Consider the following 17,933-nt stretch of genomic DNA (forward strand, 5'->3'; position numbering starts at 1 on the left):
ACAGTTTTTTGGATATTGCCTATAAAAAGGATTTTGTTTTAAAAATCCTTTTTTTATATCTATCAAATTGATAAAATTAGTTTATTAATCGACCCTATTACGTGTTGAATAAAAGTATTGGCAACTGTGTTCGTTTGTCAATTCATTCTTCTTCCATCATTTGTTTCATCTTGATTTGGAAATCCTAAAAAAAATACAGTATAAGAAAAGGTATAAGACTTATTTATCTTAACATGATGAAAGGAATAAGAAATCATTTTTCAAATAGAAAATAAACAATATTTACATTATTAAGGTCTATTAAACATAATCATTATTATACACCAAAGATTTTTAGGTTAAAACACTGATTGCGTGAGAGTGCAGTTTTGAATAAACAAATTTGTAATTTAAAATGCTCTGAAAGACGCATTTTATCGTTGAGTGAAGGTATTCATATCAGACAAAATTATTTTTCTTTCGTACTAATTTTTTACTGCAACATTATTATTTTTTTTTATAAATCTCTACAGAGTTTATTCGTGTTTTCTTCGACCGTTCTTCGACCATTGTCCTCGCAAAGGTGCATTTTTCCGCAAGTTTGTCGAACGATGGTCGAACAAGAGTAAAATGAGCTATTTTTCGAGATGATGTGAAACATAGATATACAGAGGTTTGTATAGGAGTTTCAATTAACTAAAACATATTGTTGATAAAAATACTGGAGGACAGAAGTGGACAAAACCGGACATTTGTGGTCACTTTTTGTAAAAAATGTAATTTGTATTGTTTAAATGATTAAATTACAAATATTTGATTAATTTAAGTATTTTTTTTTTGAATAAAAAATATTTTTGATAAGAATGATGAAATACGATTATCTGTAAATTGTTTAAAATATAAAATAGTGAAGAGTTTTTCGTTTATATGAACGATTATAATGGATTATTCGAGGAAATGTGTTATTTGAGAAAATAGAATTGTTTATATTTGATTGTTTGAACTCACATGATTAGAAAATTAATATGAAAAAATTTATTTTAAGTTTGGCTGTCCTTGCGATGGGCGCTTATTCTTATGCACAACAAATAACCATTGAAGGGATATATGGCGGAAAATACCGCGAAAATTCATTGTACGGTGTGAACTCATTGAACGATGGAGAAAATTATACTATTCTGACAAAAGACGGATTGGTAAAACGTTCGTACGAATCGACATTGAAAAAAGGTCAGACTTCTGATATTGTTGTCGTTCCAGGAAAGTTTGAAGGTTATGAATTTAGTTCTGATGAGCGTTACGTTTTATTGCAAACTAATCCGCACCAAATTTATCGTCATTCGTTTACAGCAAAGTTTGAGGTGTATGATACGCAAACAAAATCGAAAGTATTGTTATTTGATGGAAAAGGAATTCAAGAGCCTTTGTTTTCGCCAGATGCTTCTAAGGTAGCTTTTGCTTTTGAGAATAATTTATACATTCAAGACTTAAAATCGAACAAGGTAACGCAAGTTACGACTGATGGTAAAAAGAATAATATTATCAACGGGATTAATGATTGGGTTTATGAAGAAGAATTTGGTTTCGTAAGAAATTTTGATTGGAATGCTGATGGAACATCTTTGGCTTATGTTCGTTTTGACGAATCGAAAGTGAAAGAAATTAATATTCCGATTTACCACAACAATCTTTATCCACAAGAATTACGTTACAAATATCCAAAGGCAGGGCAAGATAATTCGGAAGTTTCGTTACATGTTTTTGATACGAAGAATAACTCAACTGCAAATGTTAATTTAGGCGGAGTTCAGAATTATTATATTCCTAAAATTAAGTTCTCTACAAAAGCGAATTTATTAACGGTTGTAACGTCTAACCGTCATCAAAATAATGTAGATGTTTCGTTTTATGATATCAACACGAAAAAAGTAAATAAATTATTTACTGAAACAAATAAAGCGTGGATAGAAACGGATAATTTAACGTTAGAGTTTTTAGCAGATAATTCGTTCTTATGGACTTCTGAGCGCGATGGAAATAACCATATTTACCATTATGCAGATAACGGAAAGCTAATTAACCAAGTGACGAAAGGAGATTGGGAGGTAACGAATTACTATGGGTATAATCCTGGTAATAAAACACTTTATTATCAATCTAACTCGAATAATGGAAAACGTATTTCGACAGAAAGACAAATTTCTTCGGTTAGTTTAGATGGTAAGAAAACTACAATGTTGACGAAAAATAATGGAACAAATTCGGCTGCTTTCAGTAAGAATTTTACTTATTTCATTAATACTTTTTCGAATACAACGACTCCAAAAACAATTAGTTTAGTAGAATCTAAATCTGGTAAAGATTTGGGTGTTATCGTTGACAATACTTCTTTAAAAGATAAATTGAATACAGATAATATTGGAACAAAAGAATTATTTGTGTTGAAAACTGCGGCTGGAAATGAGTTGAATGCTTATGTAATCAAACCAAAGAACTTTGATCCAACTAAAAAATACCCAGTTTTGATGTATCAATATTCTGGACCGGGTTCTCAGAATGTAAACAATGCGTATTTCAACTCGAATGATTATTGGCACATGATGTTGGCACAAGAAGGTTACATCGTTTTCTGTGTTGACGGTCGAGGAACGGGATATAAAGGAGAAGCTTTCAAGAAACAAACGTATTTGCAATTAGGGAAATATGAGGTAGAAGATCAAATTGCAGCAGCAAAAGAGATTGGTAATTTACCTTATGTGGACAAATCTCGTATCGGAATTTGGGGTTGGTCTTATGGAGGATTCATGGCTTCGAATGTATTATTCAAAGGGAATGATGTGTTCAAAGCGGCAATTGCAGTTGCTCCTGTAACGAATTGGCGTTATTATGATTCTGTTTATACAGAGCGTTTTATGCGTACACCAGAAGAGAATGCTGCTGGTTATGACGATAATTCACCGATTAATTATGCAAACGACTTGAAAGGTAATTTCTTATTAATTTCTGGTTCTGCTGATGATAATGTACATCCACAAAACACATTCGAATTGTCGGAAGCGTTGGTACAAGCGAACAAAGATTTTGATATGGCAATCTATACCGATAAAGATCACGGGATTTATGGTGGAAACACAAGAATTCAGTTATATCGTAAAATGACAAATTTTATCAAGAAGAATTTGTAAGAAAAAAGCTGTATTTATTAGAATACGCCAATGAATAAGATGAAACATTATTCAAATTGACAAAAATCATACATTAAACAAAAAAAACCTCTGCATTGTCGGAGGTTTTTTTTATTTTCGTTGATTGCTAATAAAATCTAAATGATATATTAGCGCTTAGTTAAAGAAATTATGAGTCAAAAATTAACTTTAGAGCAAATTCAAAACTTTGAAGGGAAATACCCAAAACAGCTTTGGCATTTGTTTATGGTAGAAATGTGGGAGCGTTTCTGCTTCTATGGAATGAGAGGAGTTCTTGCCATTTTTATGGTAGATATGTTGGGATTAACGGATGCAGAATCAAATTTAAAATATGGAGCAATCCAAGCTTTTGTTTATGCATTTACTTTTATTGGAGGTATTTTTGCAGATAGAATCTTAGGATTCAAAAAATCATTAATCTTCGGAGGGTTGGTAATGGTTGCAGGAAACTTATTAATTGCAACAGATCCTCATCAATTTTTCTATTACGGAATTACATTAAGTATTATTGGAACAGGTTTTTTCAAACCAAATATTTCTTCGATGGTTGGAGAACTGTACAAAGCAGATGATCCAAGACGTGATGCCGGATTCGGTTTATTTTATTCAGGGATTAATATAGGTGCATTTTTAGGAGGTATAGTTTGTGTTTATTTAGGTAAACAAGTTGGTTGGAATTATGCTTTCTTAGCGGCTGGTATCGTAATGATAATTGGAGTTGTTTTATTCTTATTTATCCGTAACGAGCTGGGACCAATTGGAGATTCTCCACTTGAAAAAATGGATCCTAAGAAAAGATTAATTAGAGAAGTAGCCGTATATGTAGGAGCATTGGTTTGTATTCCTTTAATTTTTATCATGATTCATAATACAGCATACACAGATATGTTTATGTTTATTGTAGGACCATTGGCAATTATTTATTATTTAATTCAATTATATAAAATACCAAGTTCTAAAGAAAAAAGTAAGTTTATCGCTGCTTTTATCATGATTACGTTCTCTATTTTATTCTTTGCAATTTTTGAGCAAGCAGGAGGTTCTTTAGCTTTGTTTGCTAACAAAAACTTACATTCAACTTTATTTAGCGTTCCATTAGATCCAAACATTGTAAATAATAGTGCAAATTCATTGTATGTTATTATTTTCTCACCTTTATTAGGATTAGTTTGGTTATGGATGGCGAAAAAGAAAATTGAGCCAAACACAGTTGTAAAATTTGGTTTAGCCTTCTTGATGTTAGCAGGGGCTTATTATATCTTCTATTCATTAAGATTTTTTGCTGACGAAAATGGATTATCATCATTAGAAATATTTGCATTAGCATATTTTGCAGTTACAATTGCAGAGTTGTGTTTATCACCAATTGGATTATCAATGGTAACAAAATTATCTCCAAAACACTTAGGAGGAATGATGATGGGATTATGGTTCTTAGCATCTGCTTACGGGCAATATTTAGCAGGAATCTTAGGAGCTGGAATGTCAGATCCAAGTCCAACTGCATCTTTAACAGATAAATTAATGGCTTACACAGATGGTTATCAACAATTGGCAATTTATTCTTTAGTTGCAGGTGTTATTGTCATCGTATTGTCTCCATTTATTCGTAAATTAATGCAAGACGTAAAATAACTTTTAAGATATACTTTTAACAAACAAACATGAGTTCAAAATCGGAAAATTTCTTTGATTCAAAAGTATTAGGACACCCGTCGGGATTGTTCGTGCTTTTCTTTACAGAGATGTGGGAGCGTTTTTCATTCTACGGAATGCGCGTTTTATTAATTCAGTTTTTAACAGCTGCAGTTATTGGGTTAAATCCAGGTTGGGAATGGTCTATAGAAAAAGCAACCGCTTTATATGGAACATACGCAATGTTACTTTACATTACGCCCATCTTTGGAGGGATTATTGCCGACAAATACATAGGTTATCGTTGGGCAGTAGTAATTGGTGCGATTATTATGACTCTTGGTCACGCATTCATGGCTTTTGATACACCTATCTTTTTATATTTAGGATTGGCGTGTTTGGTTATCGGAACAGGATTCTTTAAACCAAATATGACATCTATCTTATCAGAAATGTACAAAGACTTTCCTGAGAAAAAGGATGGTGCTTATACAATTTTCTACATGGGAGTTAACGCTGGTGCATTCTTCGGAATGATGTTATGTGGATTCTTAGCAGAAAAAGTAGGATGGCACTGGGGATTCGGTTTAGCTGGAATCTTCATGTTATTAGGAACATTACAGTTCTGGTTAGCAAAACCATTATTTGGGCATATTGGTGAAGTTCCTTCAAAAACAGGAAATCAAATTACTGCTGATGATGATACACCAAAATACGAACCAGGAGAAAAACCAAATCCTTTTACAGTATTAGATCAAGTATTGATCGTTATTATGACGCTTTTAGGATTAGGATATGCGTTCAATGATCCGTTAAATGCAATTGGTGGAATTAACTTATTCCCATTCTCTATCGGAGGATTATCAGGACAAAATGTCGTTATTTTAGTAGCATTATTCTTGTTCTTCTTTGTGGTAATTCGTCGTTTGGCAAATTATACAAAAGTGGTTCGTGATCGTATGATTGCGGTAATTATTTTTGCTTTCTTCGTTATCTTCTTCTGGATGTCTTTCGAACAAGGAGCTACATCATTAGTAATCTTTGCGCGTGATAATACAGAACGTAACTTAATTGGAGGTGCTGCAATGGCATTCAACGTTTTCAATACATTATTAACAGTTGTTCCATTATTGTTCATCTCGTATGTATTGATTTTATTAGCAAAACAAACATTTAAAAAAGCGGCTTTATCTAATGTTGTTTTAGCGTTTACTTTCTTAGGAATTTGGGCTGCTGCAATTTGGATGTTAAACTATAACTGGACTTCTCACTCTTACGATGTTTCTTACCAAGCAATTGAAACGGCTAAATTAGACGACTCTGGTAAACAAGTGATGAACGAAGAAGGTCAACCTGTTTTTGATAAAACACCAGTTACGGCTTCTTATGTTGCAAATTCTACAGATAAAATTGTTACTGAAACAATTAATTTAGCTTCTCAAGACGCTTTAACAAAAGGTTCAGATATTAGCATTCACAAAGAAGGAGATAAATTTGTATTAGTTTCTCCAGAAAGTTTAGTGAAATTAGATACTGAATATAAAAATCAAAACAAACCATCTGAAGTTGTTCCTGCGAAAGTAGCAGAGATTAAAGATTCTCAAGTAGAAATTACCGTTTCTTGGTTCTCTACATTAAACTCTTTCTTCATCATTGCATTAGCTTCATTAGTTTCTCGTGTTTGGGATTCTAAATACAACCCATCAGCTTCTGTAAAATATGGTTTAGGATTAATCATTATGGCAATCGGATTCGGATTCTTAGCTTTCGGTTCTTACGGAATTTCAGAAGGCGTTCGCGTTTCTATCATCTGGTTAGTATTAGCTTATTTGTTCCATACATTGGGCGAGCTCTGTTTATCTCCAGTTGGACTTTCGTACGTATCAAAATTAGTTCCAGCACGTATGATTGCATTTATGTTCGGAATGTGGTACCTTGCAATTGCAATTGGTAACAAATTGGCAGCCATTTTAGGAGGTCAAATCGAAAATATTACAAAAGAATATTCGTTATCAACTTTCTTCTTAATTTTTACAATTGTACCAATTGTAGCAGGTTTAATCGTTATCGCATTAAATCCAGTTATGAAGAAATTGATGCACGGAGTTAAATAATAAAGATTGAAATTTATGAAATCAAGCTTAGCAATCGCTGCCCTAATTTTATCATCATTTCTTTTCGGACAAGAAATTAAATGGTTATCATTAGACGAAGCAACAAAGGAAATAAAAGCACATCCAGAAAAACCTGTATTGATTAATTTTTATACAACTTGGTGTGGATTCTGTAAGCGTTTGGACAAAGAAACTTTTACAGATAATAAAGTCGCAGATTATGTAAACAAAAATTACATTGCGGTAAAATTTGATGCAGAAACAAAGGATATGGTAAAATTTATGGGAATTCAGTACACATATATTGCGCCTGCTAAAGCGAATTATATGGCATATGCCTTTACAAACGGACAATTGAGTTATCCTGCAACTGTTTTGATGAACGGAAAAGGAGATATCAACAAAGTCGTTTTGGGTTATCGTAGTTCAACAGATTTCATAAACGATATTAAAATTTAATCGAGAAATAACCTTGTTGAGAGGTTTTCCATAAAACAGAATCAGAAGTTTTTTCGAGTTCTGTAACAATAGAAGGGTAGTTGCTGGCATCAGCAATTACCCTTTTTAAATTTTCATTATTTTCGAAAGGATAAAGATTTGATTGATGAATTAACACATAAAAAGGAATATCAGAATGTTCTTCATTTAATAAGAGCTTAAATGACTTCGTTTCAATAGAATTTGGATGTTTGATAAAATGTTGATGTTTAAAGTCTGAATCATAAGAGTAGAAACTAACATCTTTTATTCTTTCGTGGATTTTATATGGTTTAATCGTAAAATTATATGTTTTTTCATCTAAAGGATTTTCACTTAAAATGCTTAAACTTCGTTGATTTCTTATGCCGATAATACTATTCTTGTATTGATTAAAAACGATTAATTCATTCGAATGATTGAGTTGATTAATTTGGTGAAATCGTTCCACTTGAATTAGAAATAAAGAAATTAAACAAACAAATAATGCTAGTTTAGATTTTTTTAGGAACAATGGTTTTGATGCATATAAAATAACGCCAATCAAAATTGCGGTAAATAAACTGATGTAAACATCTTTTGCAATAAACTTGAAGTTCGCTAACCAATAAATATATTGATTTGAGTAATAGATAAAATGATTGAAAATCCATGTATAGATTGGAATATTAAGATCGAAAATGATGAGAAGAATACTAATTATTCCGCCACAAATCATAAAAAAGGAAGCAGGAATCAAGACTAAATTTCCAAATAAAAACAATCCTGAAAATTGATTAAAATACAAGACCGAAATTGGTAAAGTTCCTAATTGAGCAGATAAACTTGTTTCAATCATAATCTTGATTTTCTTCAGGAAACTATTTTTAACTTTCCAATAATACTCAAAAATTGGATTGAGCCAAACAATGAAAAAGACCGCTGAAAAACTCAATTGAAAGCCAACATCAAACAAATAATTAGGTTGAAAAACTAGAATGATAAAAGCAGAAAGTGAAAGTGTGTGAAAAATATTTTTTGGTCGGTTGAGTAATTCGCTAATATAATAAATGGTAATCATCAACGCAGAACGAAAAACTGGCGGTTGTAATTCGACATAAAAAGCAAAGATCCAGATAAATATTAAGCTAATAATTATTCTAATTTTTCGACCTTGTTTTAGCTTTAATAATGGTTGTAAAACGAATTGTAAAATCATGTAAATCATCATCACATGTAAACCAGAAATGGATAAAATATGCACAACTCCTGTTGCTACATAACTTTGATTGAGTTCTTGCGAAAGCTCTGTTCTATCACCCAAAAGCATAGACGAAATAATCGCTCTACTTTCAAGGGAATAACCTTGTTCTGTTAGTTCTTTTCGAATCTTGACTTTCGATTTGGCAACCCAATTTCGAAATCCATTTCCTTCTTTGTGAATAGAAATAATTTCATTTGTAAAGATTTGAGAATAAATTCGTTTTCTGTTTAAGAAACGTTTATAATCAAATTGATATGGATTTAACGGTTCTTGGATTTCTCTTTTTTCTCCTAAAATTATGATTTCATCATTGGGATATAAAATTTGTTGTTGAGGTTTGATATGAAGTAAAATTTGCTCATTCGTTTCAATATCTTTTACAACGTAATTGGTATATTTTTCGGTAGAATTAGAACTATAAACGACTTTTAGTAAATGAATTCTCGAAACAGATTCGAAATCAATTTTTGAATGTCTATTATAATTTTGATGAATATAATAGCCTAAAATCATCGAAATGCCTAAAAAAGTGATTATATTTTGACGATTATTATTTTTTAACAAAGAGATAAAAAGTAGAATAATTAATGAAAAAAATATAATTCGTAAATTTGTAGCAGGAATTAATAATTCGGATAAAATTATTCCGATTGAGAAACAAATTGTTAGGGTAAAAAAGAGATACTTTTTCATCCTAATAATTTATAAATTTTTTTACAAATAGTAGGTTTTAATTATTTGTAAATGAATTGATTAAAAAAATAAAAAAATGAAGAAGATTCTTATATTAATTGTGTTATTTTTTACTCAAATGGCAATGGCTCAAATTGATGTAAAACTATCAATCACAAACCTTAAGAAAATGAAAGGAAATTTGGCTATAGAGTTTTATAGAAATGTAGAAAATTATACAAAAGGTCAAAATGCATTCAAAAAATTGTACGTTCCAGTTGCTGATATAGACAAGTATGAAACGGTTTTTAAAGATATTGAGCCAACATTTTATGCGGTAAAAGTGTATTTGGATACGAACAATAATAAACAGCTTGATAAAAGTTTTTTGGGTGTGCGTAAAGAACCGTATGGTTTTTCTAAGAATTTAGATCCTATTTTGCGTGAGCCAACTTTTGAGGAAGCCAAAGTGGATATGACTGAAGAAAATAATACAATTGTAATCAAATTAAACAATAACAAAGGCGAAGAATAATCTTCGTCTTTTTTTGTTAAAATTTAATTGAAAAACCTATATTCAATCCTAATAAAGAAGGATTTTTAGCATCTACATTTTTCAATGGATTTAGCATATATCTATAATTTGGTTCCAAATTTATACTTGATTTATTTGATAAATTATACTCTAACTTAACTCCAGCGTTAGCGCTATAACTCGAATTATTTAAGTTATTTGCTTCGCCTAATTTATAATTTGATCTTGTATTAGTATCAGCTAATGAAATAGAATTTTTCGTTACAGCAAAATAACTTCCTCCCGCTATTGCTATAATATTGAATTTATCAAAACTTGCCAATTTATATTCAACTTCTAATGGAACTTCGATGTAATGAACTTTTTGTTCCATAGTATTGGTTTCAGAAGACAACATGGTCATTGTTGTATGTGATATATTATCACCTACAACTCGAATATTCGAATGATATGTGATATTGTTAGATGATTTTGGCATGCTTGCAGAAAGTGCATAAACACCTGTATTGATTCCCGAATTTATATTGGTTGTATTTTGTTCCAACTCAACTTTTGCAATTCCCGAACGAACATTTATCTTATCATTTAATCGAACAGAAACTTTTGCGCCATAAGCAACTGTAATGTTATTTTTGATGTTGTAATCATTAAATTCATTTGCTAAAATAGATTTTGATTCTAACACTTTTGTTGGATTGATGTACGAAGAAATCGTCAGAAGTGGAGATTTCTGTTTGATTTCTACTTTCTCTTTCTTTTTTTCCTCTTCTTGAAGAACTAATTCTAATGGTTTTTCTTCTAAAATTTTAGGATTAGTTTCTTTTTCAGAAACTTCATTTTTTGGATTGATTGAAGAATTATTTTGTACAAAATTATCTTTTTGAGTTGAATTCTTTTGAGATAATTCTAGTGTTTTATCTTCTTTTTGATTTGGAATTGTATTCGAAAATAAAGTTGATTCTCCAATTATATTTTCAAAATATGAACTTGAACTTTGAATTGTTTTTTGATTTGATTTAGAAGATTTTTTTACAGAAGAAACAATCTTATTATCAAAAGACTTTTCATTTGTATGTTCAATATTATTCCAATCTTTTTTGATAGATTCTTTAGAAGTCGATTTTGTTTTTACAACTTCATTAGTCGGCATATGATTAACGTTAATTGTATCATTTTGATTAAAATAATAGATAGAAATTCCCACAACTAAACATGCCGCAGTAGAACCAATCCAATAAAATAAAGGAATGATTCGTTTTTTCTTTTCTTTCTCGTCTAATTTCTCCTGAATATTTTTCCAAGCATCCAAAGGAGGAAGTTGTGGTTGCGAGAGTTTATCTTTAATATGTTGATCAAATTTGTTCATCTTCTGTGACAGTTTTTAATTGATTGAGTTTTTGTTTTAATAAATTTCGTGCTCTTGATAAGTTTGATTTTGAAGTTCCAACCGAAATGGTCAGCATTTCTGCAATTTCTTGGTGCGAATATTCTTCAAAAACGTAGAGGTTAAAAACTTGCCTATATTGTGGTGGAAGATTATGAACGGCTTCTAACAACTGTTGATAATCAAAATCTTCTTCAACTTCGTCGTCATCTTCCTGTGTGATAATGAGATTTTCGAAATCTTCAAAAGGTAAATTATTCTTCTTTTTTAGTTTTTCTAAATTAAGATTTACCATTATCCGTTTCATCCAACCTTCAAAAGATCCTTCGAATTTGAATTGATTTATTTTATTGAAGATATGAATAAAACCCTCTTGAAAAATATCTTGCGCATCTTCATAATTTTCGGCATAACGAAGACAGATCGAGAACAAAACAGGTGAAAACTCAACATAAATTTCTTCTTGAGCTTTTCTATTTTGTTCTTGACATTGCTTGATTAAAATTTCAAGAGAGTCACTATTCAAAACTTATTGGACTTTATTTTTCTTTGATATTTAACACAATTGAGTCATAAATTGGTTCAGTTGAATTTGGTTTATTTCCCGTCCAAAATCTTAATGTGTACTCACCAGCTTCTTTAGGTGTAAACTTCAAAGTTTTTGTTTCGTACGAAGTATTTTGCGTGCAGTTTCCATTACTTTGACTTGCATAAACACCAATGTTGTGTTTAAAAGTTGTACTTCCTTGTAAAGAGCTAAATTGAATAAAATTTTGACAAGAATTTGTTTTTTCGTACGTTACTCGAATATTTGTAGTTTTTCCTACTGGCTGAATAGAGTCTTCATGAACATTAATTGCCGTTGTTGCTAAAAAACCATAATTCATATAATCTGAGTCATCATTATTTAAACAACTAAATGTTGATAAACCTAAAATACCTACCAAAGCAAACATGCTTAATCTTTTCATTAATTTCATTGTATGAGTTTTAATCGTTATAAAAATAAGATATAGATTTTAGAAAAGGTTGCGTGAAAGAATAAGAAATTAATATATAGAATAAGAAAACCCCTTGAAAATCAAGAGGATTACTTTGTTAGAATAGGTGTAAACTTTAATTAAGTCAATCCTGAAACATTTTAATAATTAGATCTGAATGACATCTATAGCTTACAAGATTAAAAAAACAATAAAAGGTTGCGTCAAACTTTTACTTTTTTTTAATTATTTTTTTAAGTCCTCAGTAATTAGTGAAGCGGTTCTTTCTGAAGCGCCAATTCCACCAAGTTTATGATACAATTCTTCGTAGCTTTTCATGATTTTTTCACGTTTAGGAGAATTTAAAATTAAATCTAATTCTCGTTTGATATTTTCGTAAGTTAAATCATATTGAATTAACTCTTTCACTACTTCTTCGTCCATAATCAAGTTTACCAACGAAATAAAACGAATGTTTTTTACAACACGTTTTCCGATTTCGTACGAAATAGCATTTCCTTTGTAACAAACAACTTCTGGAACTTTCAGTAAAGCAGTTTCTAATGTTGCTGTTCCTGATGTAACCAAGGCTGCATGAGAAACTCGTAATAAATCATAGGTTCTATTCTCAACAATTTTCAAGTTGTTGCCTGCAATTTTTTTATAATTTTCGATTGGTTGAGATGGTGCACCAGCCACAACAAATTGATAATCGGGAAAATCTTTTTCCACTGAAAGCATCAAAGGTAATTTGACTTTAATTTCTTGTGTTCGGCTTCCAGGAAGTAAAGCAATAATTGGTCTTTCGTCTAAATTATGATCTTTTCTAAATTGTTGTTCATCAATTGGCGGAAGATTATTCAACGAATCTAATAATGGATTTCCGACAAAATCTACTTTGTAATTGTAACGTTGATAAAATTCTTCTTCGAACGGAAGAATCACAAACATTTTGTCGACAACTTTTTTGATTTTATGAACTCGACCAGTTTTCCAAGCCCAAATTTGTGGCGAAATATAATAGTAAATTTTAATTCCAAGACTTTTTACAAATTCAGCAATTCTGAGATTAAAACCAGGATAATCAACTAAAATAACTGCATCTGGCTGATAAGCTTCGATGTCTTTTTTAGCAACCGAAATATTTCCTAAAATCGTTCTCAAATTCATTACAACTTCAGCAAAACCCATAAACGCCAAATCTCTGTAATGTTTGACTAAAGTTCCGCCTTGCGTTTGCATCAAATCTCCTCCCCAAAATCTGAATTCAGCTTGTGGATCTTTTAATTTTAATTCTTTCATTAAGTTCGATGCGTGCAAATCGCCCGAAGCTTCACCTGCAATGATATAGTATTTCAATGGAAATCATTTTTCTTCTTACAAAGATAGGAGAAATCTATAAGTGGAGTAGATTTCAATGTTTTTTATTGCGTAAATTTACTCTTTCAAACAAAGAAAAATGTCAGACGAAATTATAAATAAAGTTGCCAATAGTAGTTTAGTAACAATTGATTTACAGGATTATTACCCTGATGGAGATCGTGTTGTTTTTGACTTGAAAGATTGGTTATATGAAGAATTGATTCTTAGAGAAAAGGATTTTAGAGAAAATCTGAAAAATCATGATTGGACACAATATCAAGATAAATATGTAGCGTTAACGTGTACTGCGGATGCGATTGTTCCGTCTTGGGCTTATTTGTTGGTCGCAACCTATTTGTCGCCAATTGCGAAACGAATTGTACATGGAAGTTTACAAGATTTGGATACGATTTTGTACACAGAAATTGTAGATCATTTGCCTTATGAAGATTATGTTGATGGAAAAATAATTGTGAAAGGTTGCTCTCACAAACCTGTACCAGAATCAGCTTATATTCAGTTGATTGAACGTTTACAACCAATTGTAAGTTCGTTAATGTTTGGTGAAGCGTGTAGCACTGTTCCGCTTTATAAAAAGAAGAAATAAAAAAATCCGCTCAACGAGCGGATTTTTTTACACATGAATAAAATCGTAATATACTTATTGATTAGTTCTGAAAACTAATTTATTATCTCCAGATTTTTCTTCGAAATAATCGATTAAAACCGCATCATTATCATTTATTGTTCCTTTTAAAATTTCTTTTGAAAGTTCATTTAATACATCTTGTTGAATAACTCGTTTCAATGGTCGTGCTCCGAATTGTGGATCGTAGCCTTTTCTTGCTAAATAATCGACAGCTTCTGGCGTAATATCTAATGTAATATCACGTTGTGCTAATTTCTTAGCAACTCCGCTTAAATAGATATTCACGATTCCAGAAATTTGATTTTCACTCAATGGACGGAACAAAATAATTTCATCAATACGATTCAAAAATTCTGGTCTAAAGTTTTGTTTCAATTCCTCAAAAACGACATCTTTTGTTTCATCATAAACTTGCGCCACATTATTTTCGTCAATATTCGAGAATTTATCCAAAATCGTATGAGAACCAAAATTCGATGTCATAATGATAATCGTATTTTTAAAGTTAACCACACGACCTTTGTTGTCTGTCAAACGTCCGTCATCCAAAACTTGTAACAAAATATTGAAAACATCTGGATGCGCTTTCTCAATTTCGTCCAACAAAATAACTGAATAAGGACGACGACGAACTGCTTCTGTTAACTGACCACCTTCGTCGTAACCAACGTAACCCGGAGGTGCCCCAACCAAGCGAGAAACTGCATGTCGCTCCTGATATTCGGACATGTCGATACGAGTCATTGCATTTTCATCATCGAATAAAAATTCAGCCAAAGCTTTTGCTAACTCAGTTTTCCCAACACCAGTCGAACCTAAGAATAAGAACGAACCAATTGGTTTTCCTTCGTCACTAAGACCTGCGCGAGAACGACGAATTGCATCAGAAACAGCCGTAATTGCTTCTTCTTGTCCAAGTACACGTTTGTGTAATTCGCTTTCTAAATTCAATAATTTTTCGCGGTCAGATTGCATCATTTTCTGAGCTGGAACTCCAGTCCATTTTGATACAACTTCTGCAATATCATCTGCATCAACAAACTCTTTTACTAGTTTGTTTTGTTTATTCTGTTCAAGATTATGTTCAGCTTCTTCTAAATTATTTTTTGCATTTACTAAATCTTCAAACTCTAATTTTGAGGCTTTTGCATAATCATAATCACGTTTTGCACGCTCAATTTCGAATTTGATATTTTCGATAGATTTTCTTAAATCTTGAACTTCATCGGCACGATTTCTTTCCGCTTCCCATTTTGAATTCAATTGATTTCTTTCGTCTTGAAGATTAGATAATTCTTCTTTCAAAAGATTCAATTTTTTCTCATCATTTTCACGTTTTATCGCTTCAATTTCTATTTCCAACTGAATAATTCTACGATCTAATTTATCTAAATCTTCTGGTTTAGAATTCATTTCCATTCTCAACTTAGAAGCCGCTTCGTCCATCAAATCGATGGCCTTATCTGGTAAAAAACGATCTGTAATATAACGTGTTGATAATTTTACAGCCGCAATAATTGCTTCGTCTTTGATTCCAATTTTATGGTGTTGCTCATATTTATCTTTGATTCCACGCAGAATAGAAATTGCAGATTCTTCATCTGGCTCTTCAACCATTACTTTCTGGAAACGACGCTCTAAAGCTTTATCTTTTTCAAAATATTTTTGATATTCATTCAAAGTTGTAGCACCAATCGAACGTAATTCGCCACGAGCCAAAGCAGGTTTTAGGATGTTTGCTGCATCCATTGCGCCTTCTCCGCCACCGCCAGCACCAACAAGCGTGTGAATCTCATCGATGAATAAAATAATTTCTCCATTCGAAGCAGTTACCTCTTTTACAACGGCTTTCAAACGCTCTTCGAACTCACCTTTGTATTTTGCACCCGCAACCAAAGCTCCCATATCCAATGAAAAAATTTGTTTATTCAAAAGATTTTCAGGAACATCTCCATTGATGATACGATGAGCTAAACCTTCTGCTATAGCAGTTTTACCAACACCTGGTTCACCAATAAGGATTGGGTTATTTTTTGTACGACGAGATAGAATTTGTAAAACACGACGAATTTCTTCGTCACGTCCAATTACAGGATCTAATTTTCCTTCTTTTGCTAAATCTGTTAAATTTTTAGCGTATTTATTTAATGAATTATATGTTCCTTCTGCGTTTTCAGAAGTTACTCTTTCTCCGTTTCTCAATTCTGTTACTAATTTTTTTGTGTTGTCGAATGTAACACCTCTATTTTTTAATAACTGACTTACAGGTGATACATTCTTGATTATACCTAATAATAAATGCTCTAATGTGATAAAATCATCGTTCATCTCTTTTGCAATTTCTTGTGCAGATTGCAAAATTTGGTTAGATGAATTGGAAAGATGATTTCCTTGTTGACCTTCAATTTTTGGATATTTATTGATTTCTAAATCCAGCTCTGGTTTCAACATATCCATTTTTACACCTTGTTTTTCTAAGATTAATGATAATACGTTTTCATCAACATCTATCATTCCGCCTAAAATATGAGCTGGTTCTATTGCTTGATTTTTTTTAGCAACTGCAATTTGCTGCGCTGCTTGAATCGCCTCACGACCCTTTATTGTAAATTGATTAAAATCCATTGGTTTTTAGTTTTTTATATTGGTTTTGTTTGTTGTACTTCATCAAAAAAAATTCCAAAGTAGAAATAAAACCTAAAAACTGACTTTTTGACTATATTGAATAAAAAAAGGAGACATTTTGACAACATCTCCTCTCGTTTAAAAATTTTTATAGTATTTAAAATAAACCTTCTACTGATAAATAGCGTTCGCCAGTATCGTAGTTGACAGTTAATATTTTTGCTTCTTTGTCTACTTCATTCAATGTTTTTGCAACTGCAGCCAGCGAAGCTCCTGTCGAAATTCCAACAAATAAACCTTCTACTTTAGCCACTTTTTTTGCAAATTCATATGCTTCTTCTTTTGTAATTTGAATAGAAGAATCAACAATTGAAGTATCTAAATTAGTTGGAATAAAGCCTGCTCCAATTCCTTGAATCGCGTGTGGACCAGGATTTCCTCCTGAAATGACAGGAGAATCGGTTGGTTCTACAGCGATAACTTTTGTTGAAGAGTTAACTTCTTTTAATGCTTTTCCAATTCCAGAAAGATGTCCGCCTGTTCCAACTCCTGTAATTAAATAATCAACTCCTTGTGGAAAATCTTCAAGGATTTCTTTTGCTGTTGTATTGTAATGGACTGTCGGATTCGAATTATTCTCAAATTGTTGCGGAACCCAAGCGCCTTCTATTGTTTCGGCTAATTCTTGTGCTTTTGCAATAGCGCCTTTCATTCCTAATTCTTTTGGAGTTAAAACAAATTCAGCACCATAAGCTTCCATAATTTTACGACGTTCAATTGACATCGATTCTGGCATTGTGATAATCATTTTGTAACCTTTTACAGCCGCAACAAATGATAAGCCAATTCCTGTATTACCCGAAGTAGGTTCTATAATTGTTCCTCCAGGTTTTAAAATTCCAGCTTTTTCAGCATCTTCAATCATTGCCAAAGCAATACGATCTTTTATTGATCCACCCGGATTTTGTTTTTCTACTTTAATATAAACGTTATGGTTAGGAAATAATTTATTCAGTTTAATAATTGGTGTATTTCCTATGGTTTCTAATACATTATTGTAAATCATTGTTGT

13 protein-coding genes are annotated in these 17,933 nt (G+C 31.5%); 6 read left to right on the plus strand and 7 right to left on the minus strand.

Translation table 11 applies throughout. The features are described 5' to 3' along the window. The first annotated feature begins 1,004 nt into the window (after nucleotides 1–1,004). From B3M86_RS06735 to B3M86_RS06750, 4 genes are all read left to right on the plus strand, one after another. Nucleotides 1,005–3,164, plus strand: coding sequence for a S9 family peptidase (locus B3M86_RS06735; RefSeq protein WP_291067858.1), 2,160 nt, complete (start codon nucleotides 1,005–1,007; stop codon nucleotides 3,162–3,164). Nucleotides 3,165–3,335: 171 nt separating this feature from the next. After that, the gene (locus B3M86_RS06740; RefSeq protein WP_219034009.1) at nucleotides 3,336–4,820 is read left to right on the plus strand and encodes a peptide MFS transporter; all 1,485 of its coding nucleotides are present in this window, start codon (nucleotides 3,336–3,338) and stop codon (nucleotides 4,818–4,820) included. A gap of 29 nt (nucleotides 4,821–4,849) precedes the next feature. Continuing rightward, nucleotides 4,850–6,934, plus strand: a complete 2,085-nt coding sequence (locus tag B3M86_RS06745; protein WP_219034010.1) for a peptide MFS transporter — start codon at nucleotides 4,850–4,852, stop codon at nucleotides 6,932–6,934. Nucleotides 6,935–6,949: 15 nt separating this feature from the next. After that, the gene (locus tag B3M86_RS06750; protein ID WP_125348917.1) at nucleotides 6,950–7,393 is read left to right on the plus strand and encodes a thioredoxin family protein; all 444 of its coding nucleotides are present in this window, start codon (nucleotides 6,950–6,952) and stop codon (nucleotides 7,391–7,393) included. On the opposite strand, the gene B3M86_RS06755 is transcribed toward B3M86_RS06750, so the two are convergent. After that, complete coding sequence (locus tag B3M86_RS06755; RefSeq protein WP_286494961.1) at nucleotides 7,383–9,347, minus strand: ComEC/Rec2 family competence protein; 1,965 nt, start codon at nucleotides 9,345–9,347, stop codon at nucleotides 7,383–7,385. The two genes, B3M86_RS06750 and B3M86_RS06755, sit on opposite strands and share 11 nt — an antisense overlap. 76 nt (nucleotides 9,348–9,423) lie before the next feature. Between B3M86_RS06755 and B3M86_RS06760 the strand changes: the two genes are divergently transcribed. Beyond that, nucleotides 9,424–9,861 carry a DUF2141 domain-containing protein gene (locus B3M86_RS06760; RefSeq protein ID WP_260391932.1) on the plus strand — a complete coding sequence of 146 codons (438 nt, stop codon included), beginning with the start codon at nucleotides 9,424–9,426 and terminating at the stop codon, nucleotides 9,859–9,861. A gap of 16 nt (nucleotides 9,862–9,877) precedes the next feature. On the opposite strand, the gene B3M86_RS06765 is transcribed toward B3M86_RS06760, so the two are convergent. The 4 genes from B3M86_RS06765 to lpxB all read right to left on the minus strand — a co-directional run bounded on the left by B3M86_RS06765 (nucleotide 9,878) and on the right by lpxB (nucleotide 13,584). Beyond that, nucleotides 9,878–11,227, minus strand: a complete 1,350-nt coding sequence (locus B3M86_RS06765; RefSeq protein ID WP_038333276.1) for an outer membrane beta-barrel protein — start codon at nucleotides 11,225–11,227, stop codon at nucleotides 9,878–9,880. Continuing rightward, entirely contained in the window at nucleotides 11,214–11,771 is a 558-nt protein-coding gene (locus tag B3M86_RS06770) for an RNA polymerase sigma factor (RefSeq protein WP_038333274.1), read from the minus strand. The genes B3M86_RS06765 and B3M86_RS06770 overlap by 14 nt, the downstream gene beginning before the upstream one ends. A 13-nt stretch (nucleotides 11,772–11,784) precedes the next feature. Further along, entirely contained in the window at nucleotides 11,785–12,225 is a 441-nt protein-coding gene (locus tag B3M86_RS06775; protein WP_180905443.1) for a hypothetical protein, read from the minus strand. A gap of 246 nt (nucleotides 12,226–12,471) precedes the next feature. Next, complete coding sequence (gene lpxB, locus B3M86_RS06780) at nucleotides 12,472–13,584, minus strand: lipid-A-disaccharide synthase (protein ID WP_286494960.1); 1,113 nt, start codon at nucleotides 13,582–13,584, stop codon at nucleotides 12,472–12,474. A gap of 100 nt (nucleotides 13,585–13,684) precedes the next feature. Between lpxB and B3M86_RS06785 the strand changes: the two genes are divergently transcribed. Then, the gene (locus B3M86_RS06785) at nucleotides 13,685–14,194 is read left to right on the plus strand and encodes a DUF2480 family protein (protein ID WP_221855726.1); all 510 of its coding nucleotides are present in this window, start codon (nucleotides 13,685–13,687) and stop codon (nucleotides 14,192–14,194) included. A gap of 54 nt (nucleotides 14,195–14,248) precedes the next feature. On the opposite strand, the gene clpB is transcribed toward B3M86_RS06785, so the two are convergent. Beyond that, nucleotides 14,249–16,861 (minus strand): ATP-dependent chaperone ClpB, encoded by a 2,613-nt coding sequence (clpB, locus tag B3M86_RS06790; RefSeq protein ID WP_286474643.1) that lies wholly within the window; start codon nucleotides 16,859–16,861, stop codon nucleotides 14,249–14,251. A 157-nt stretch (nucleotides 16,862–17,018) separates the two neighbouring features. Continuing rightward, complete coding sequence (gene cysK, locus B3M86_RS06795) at nucleotides 17,019–17,927, minus strand: cysteine synthase A (RefSeq protein ID WP_291075525.1); 909 nt, start codon at nucleotides 17,925–17,927, stop codon at nucleotides 17,019–17,021. Nucleotides 17,928–17,933: the final 6 nt, after the last annotated feature.

It is taken from the genome of Empedobacter sp. UBA6305, from assembly GCF_002440405.1.
Lineage (GTDB): Bacteria > Bacteroidota > Bacteroidia > Flavobacteriales > Weeksellaceae > Empedobacter > Empedobacter falsenii_B.

Excerpts from the sequence above, each read along its gene's own strand:
- cysK (WP_291075525.1), bottom strand. The coding sequence starts at position 17,927 with ATGATTTACAATAATGTATTAGAAACCATAGGAAATACACCAATTATT.
- B3M86_RS06750 (WP_125348917.1), top strand. The coding sequence starts at position 6,950 with ATGAAATCAAGCTTAGCAATCGCTGCCCTAATTTTATCATCATTTCTT.
- B3M86_RS06755 (WP_286494961.1), bottom strand. The coding sequence starts at position 9,347 with ATGAAAAAGTATCTCTTTTTTACCCTAACAATTTGTTTCTCAATCGGA.
- B3M86_RS06745 (WP_219034010.1), top strand. The coding sequence starts at position 4,850 with ATGAGTTCAAAATCGGAAAATTTCTTTGATTCAAAAGTATTAGGACAC.
- B3M86_RS06765 (WP_038333276.1), bottom strand. The coding sequence starts at position 11,227 with ATGAACAAATTTGATCAACATATTAAAGATAAACTCTCGCAACCACAA.
- B3M86_RS06735 (WP_291067858.1), top strand. The coding sequence starts at position 1,005 with ATGAAAAAATTTATTTTAAGTTTGGCTGTCCTTGCGATGGGCGCTTAT.
- B3M86_RS06785 (WP_221855726.1), top strand. The coding sequence starts at position 13,685 with ATGTCAGACGAAATTATAAATAAAGTTGCCAATAGTAGTTTAGTAACA.
- B3M86_RS06760 (WP_260391932.1), top strand. The coding sequence starts at position 9,424 with ATGAAGAAGATTCTTATATTAATTGTGTTATTTTTTACTCAAATGGCA.
- B3M86_RS06775 (WP_180905443.1), bottom strand. The coding sequence starts at position 12,225 with ATGAAATTAATGAAAAGATTAAGCATGTTTGCTTTGGTAGGTATTTTA.
- B3M86_RS06740 (WP_219034009.1), top strand. The coding sequence starts at position 3,336 with ATGAGTCAAAAATTAACTTTAGAGCAAATTCAAAACTTTGAAGGGAAA.
- clpB (WP_286474643.1), bottom strand. The coding sequence starts at position 16,861 with ATGGATTTTAATCAATTTACAATAAAGGGTCGTGAGGCGATTCAAGCA.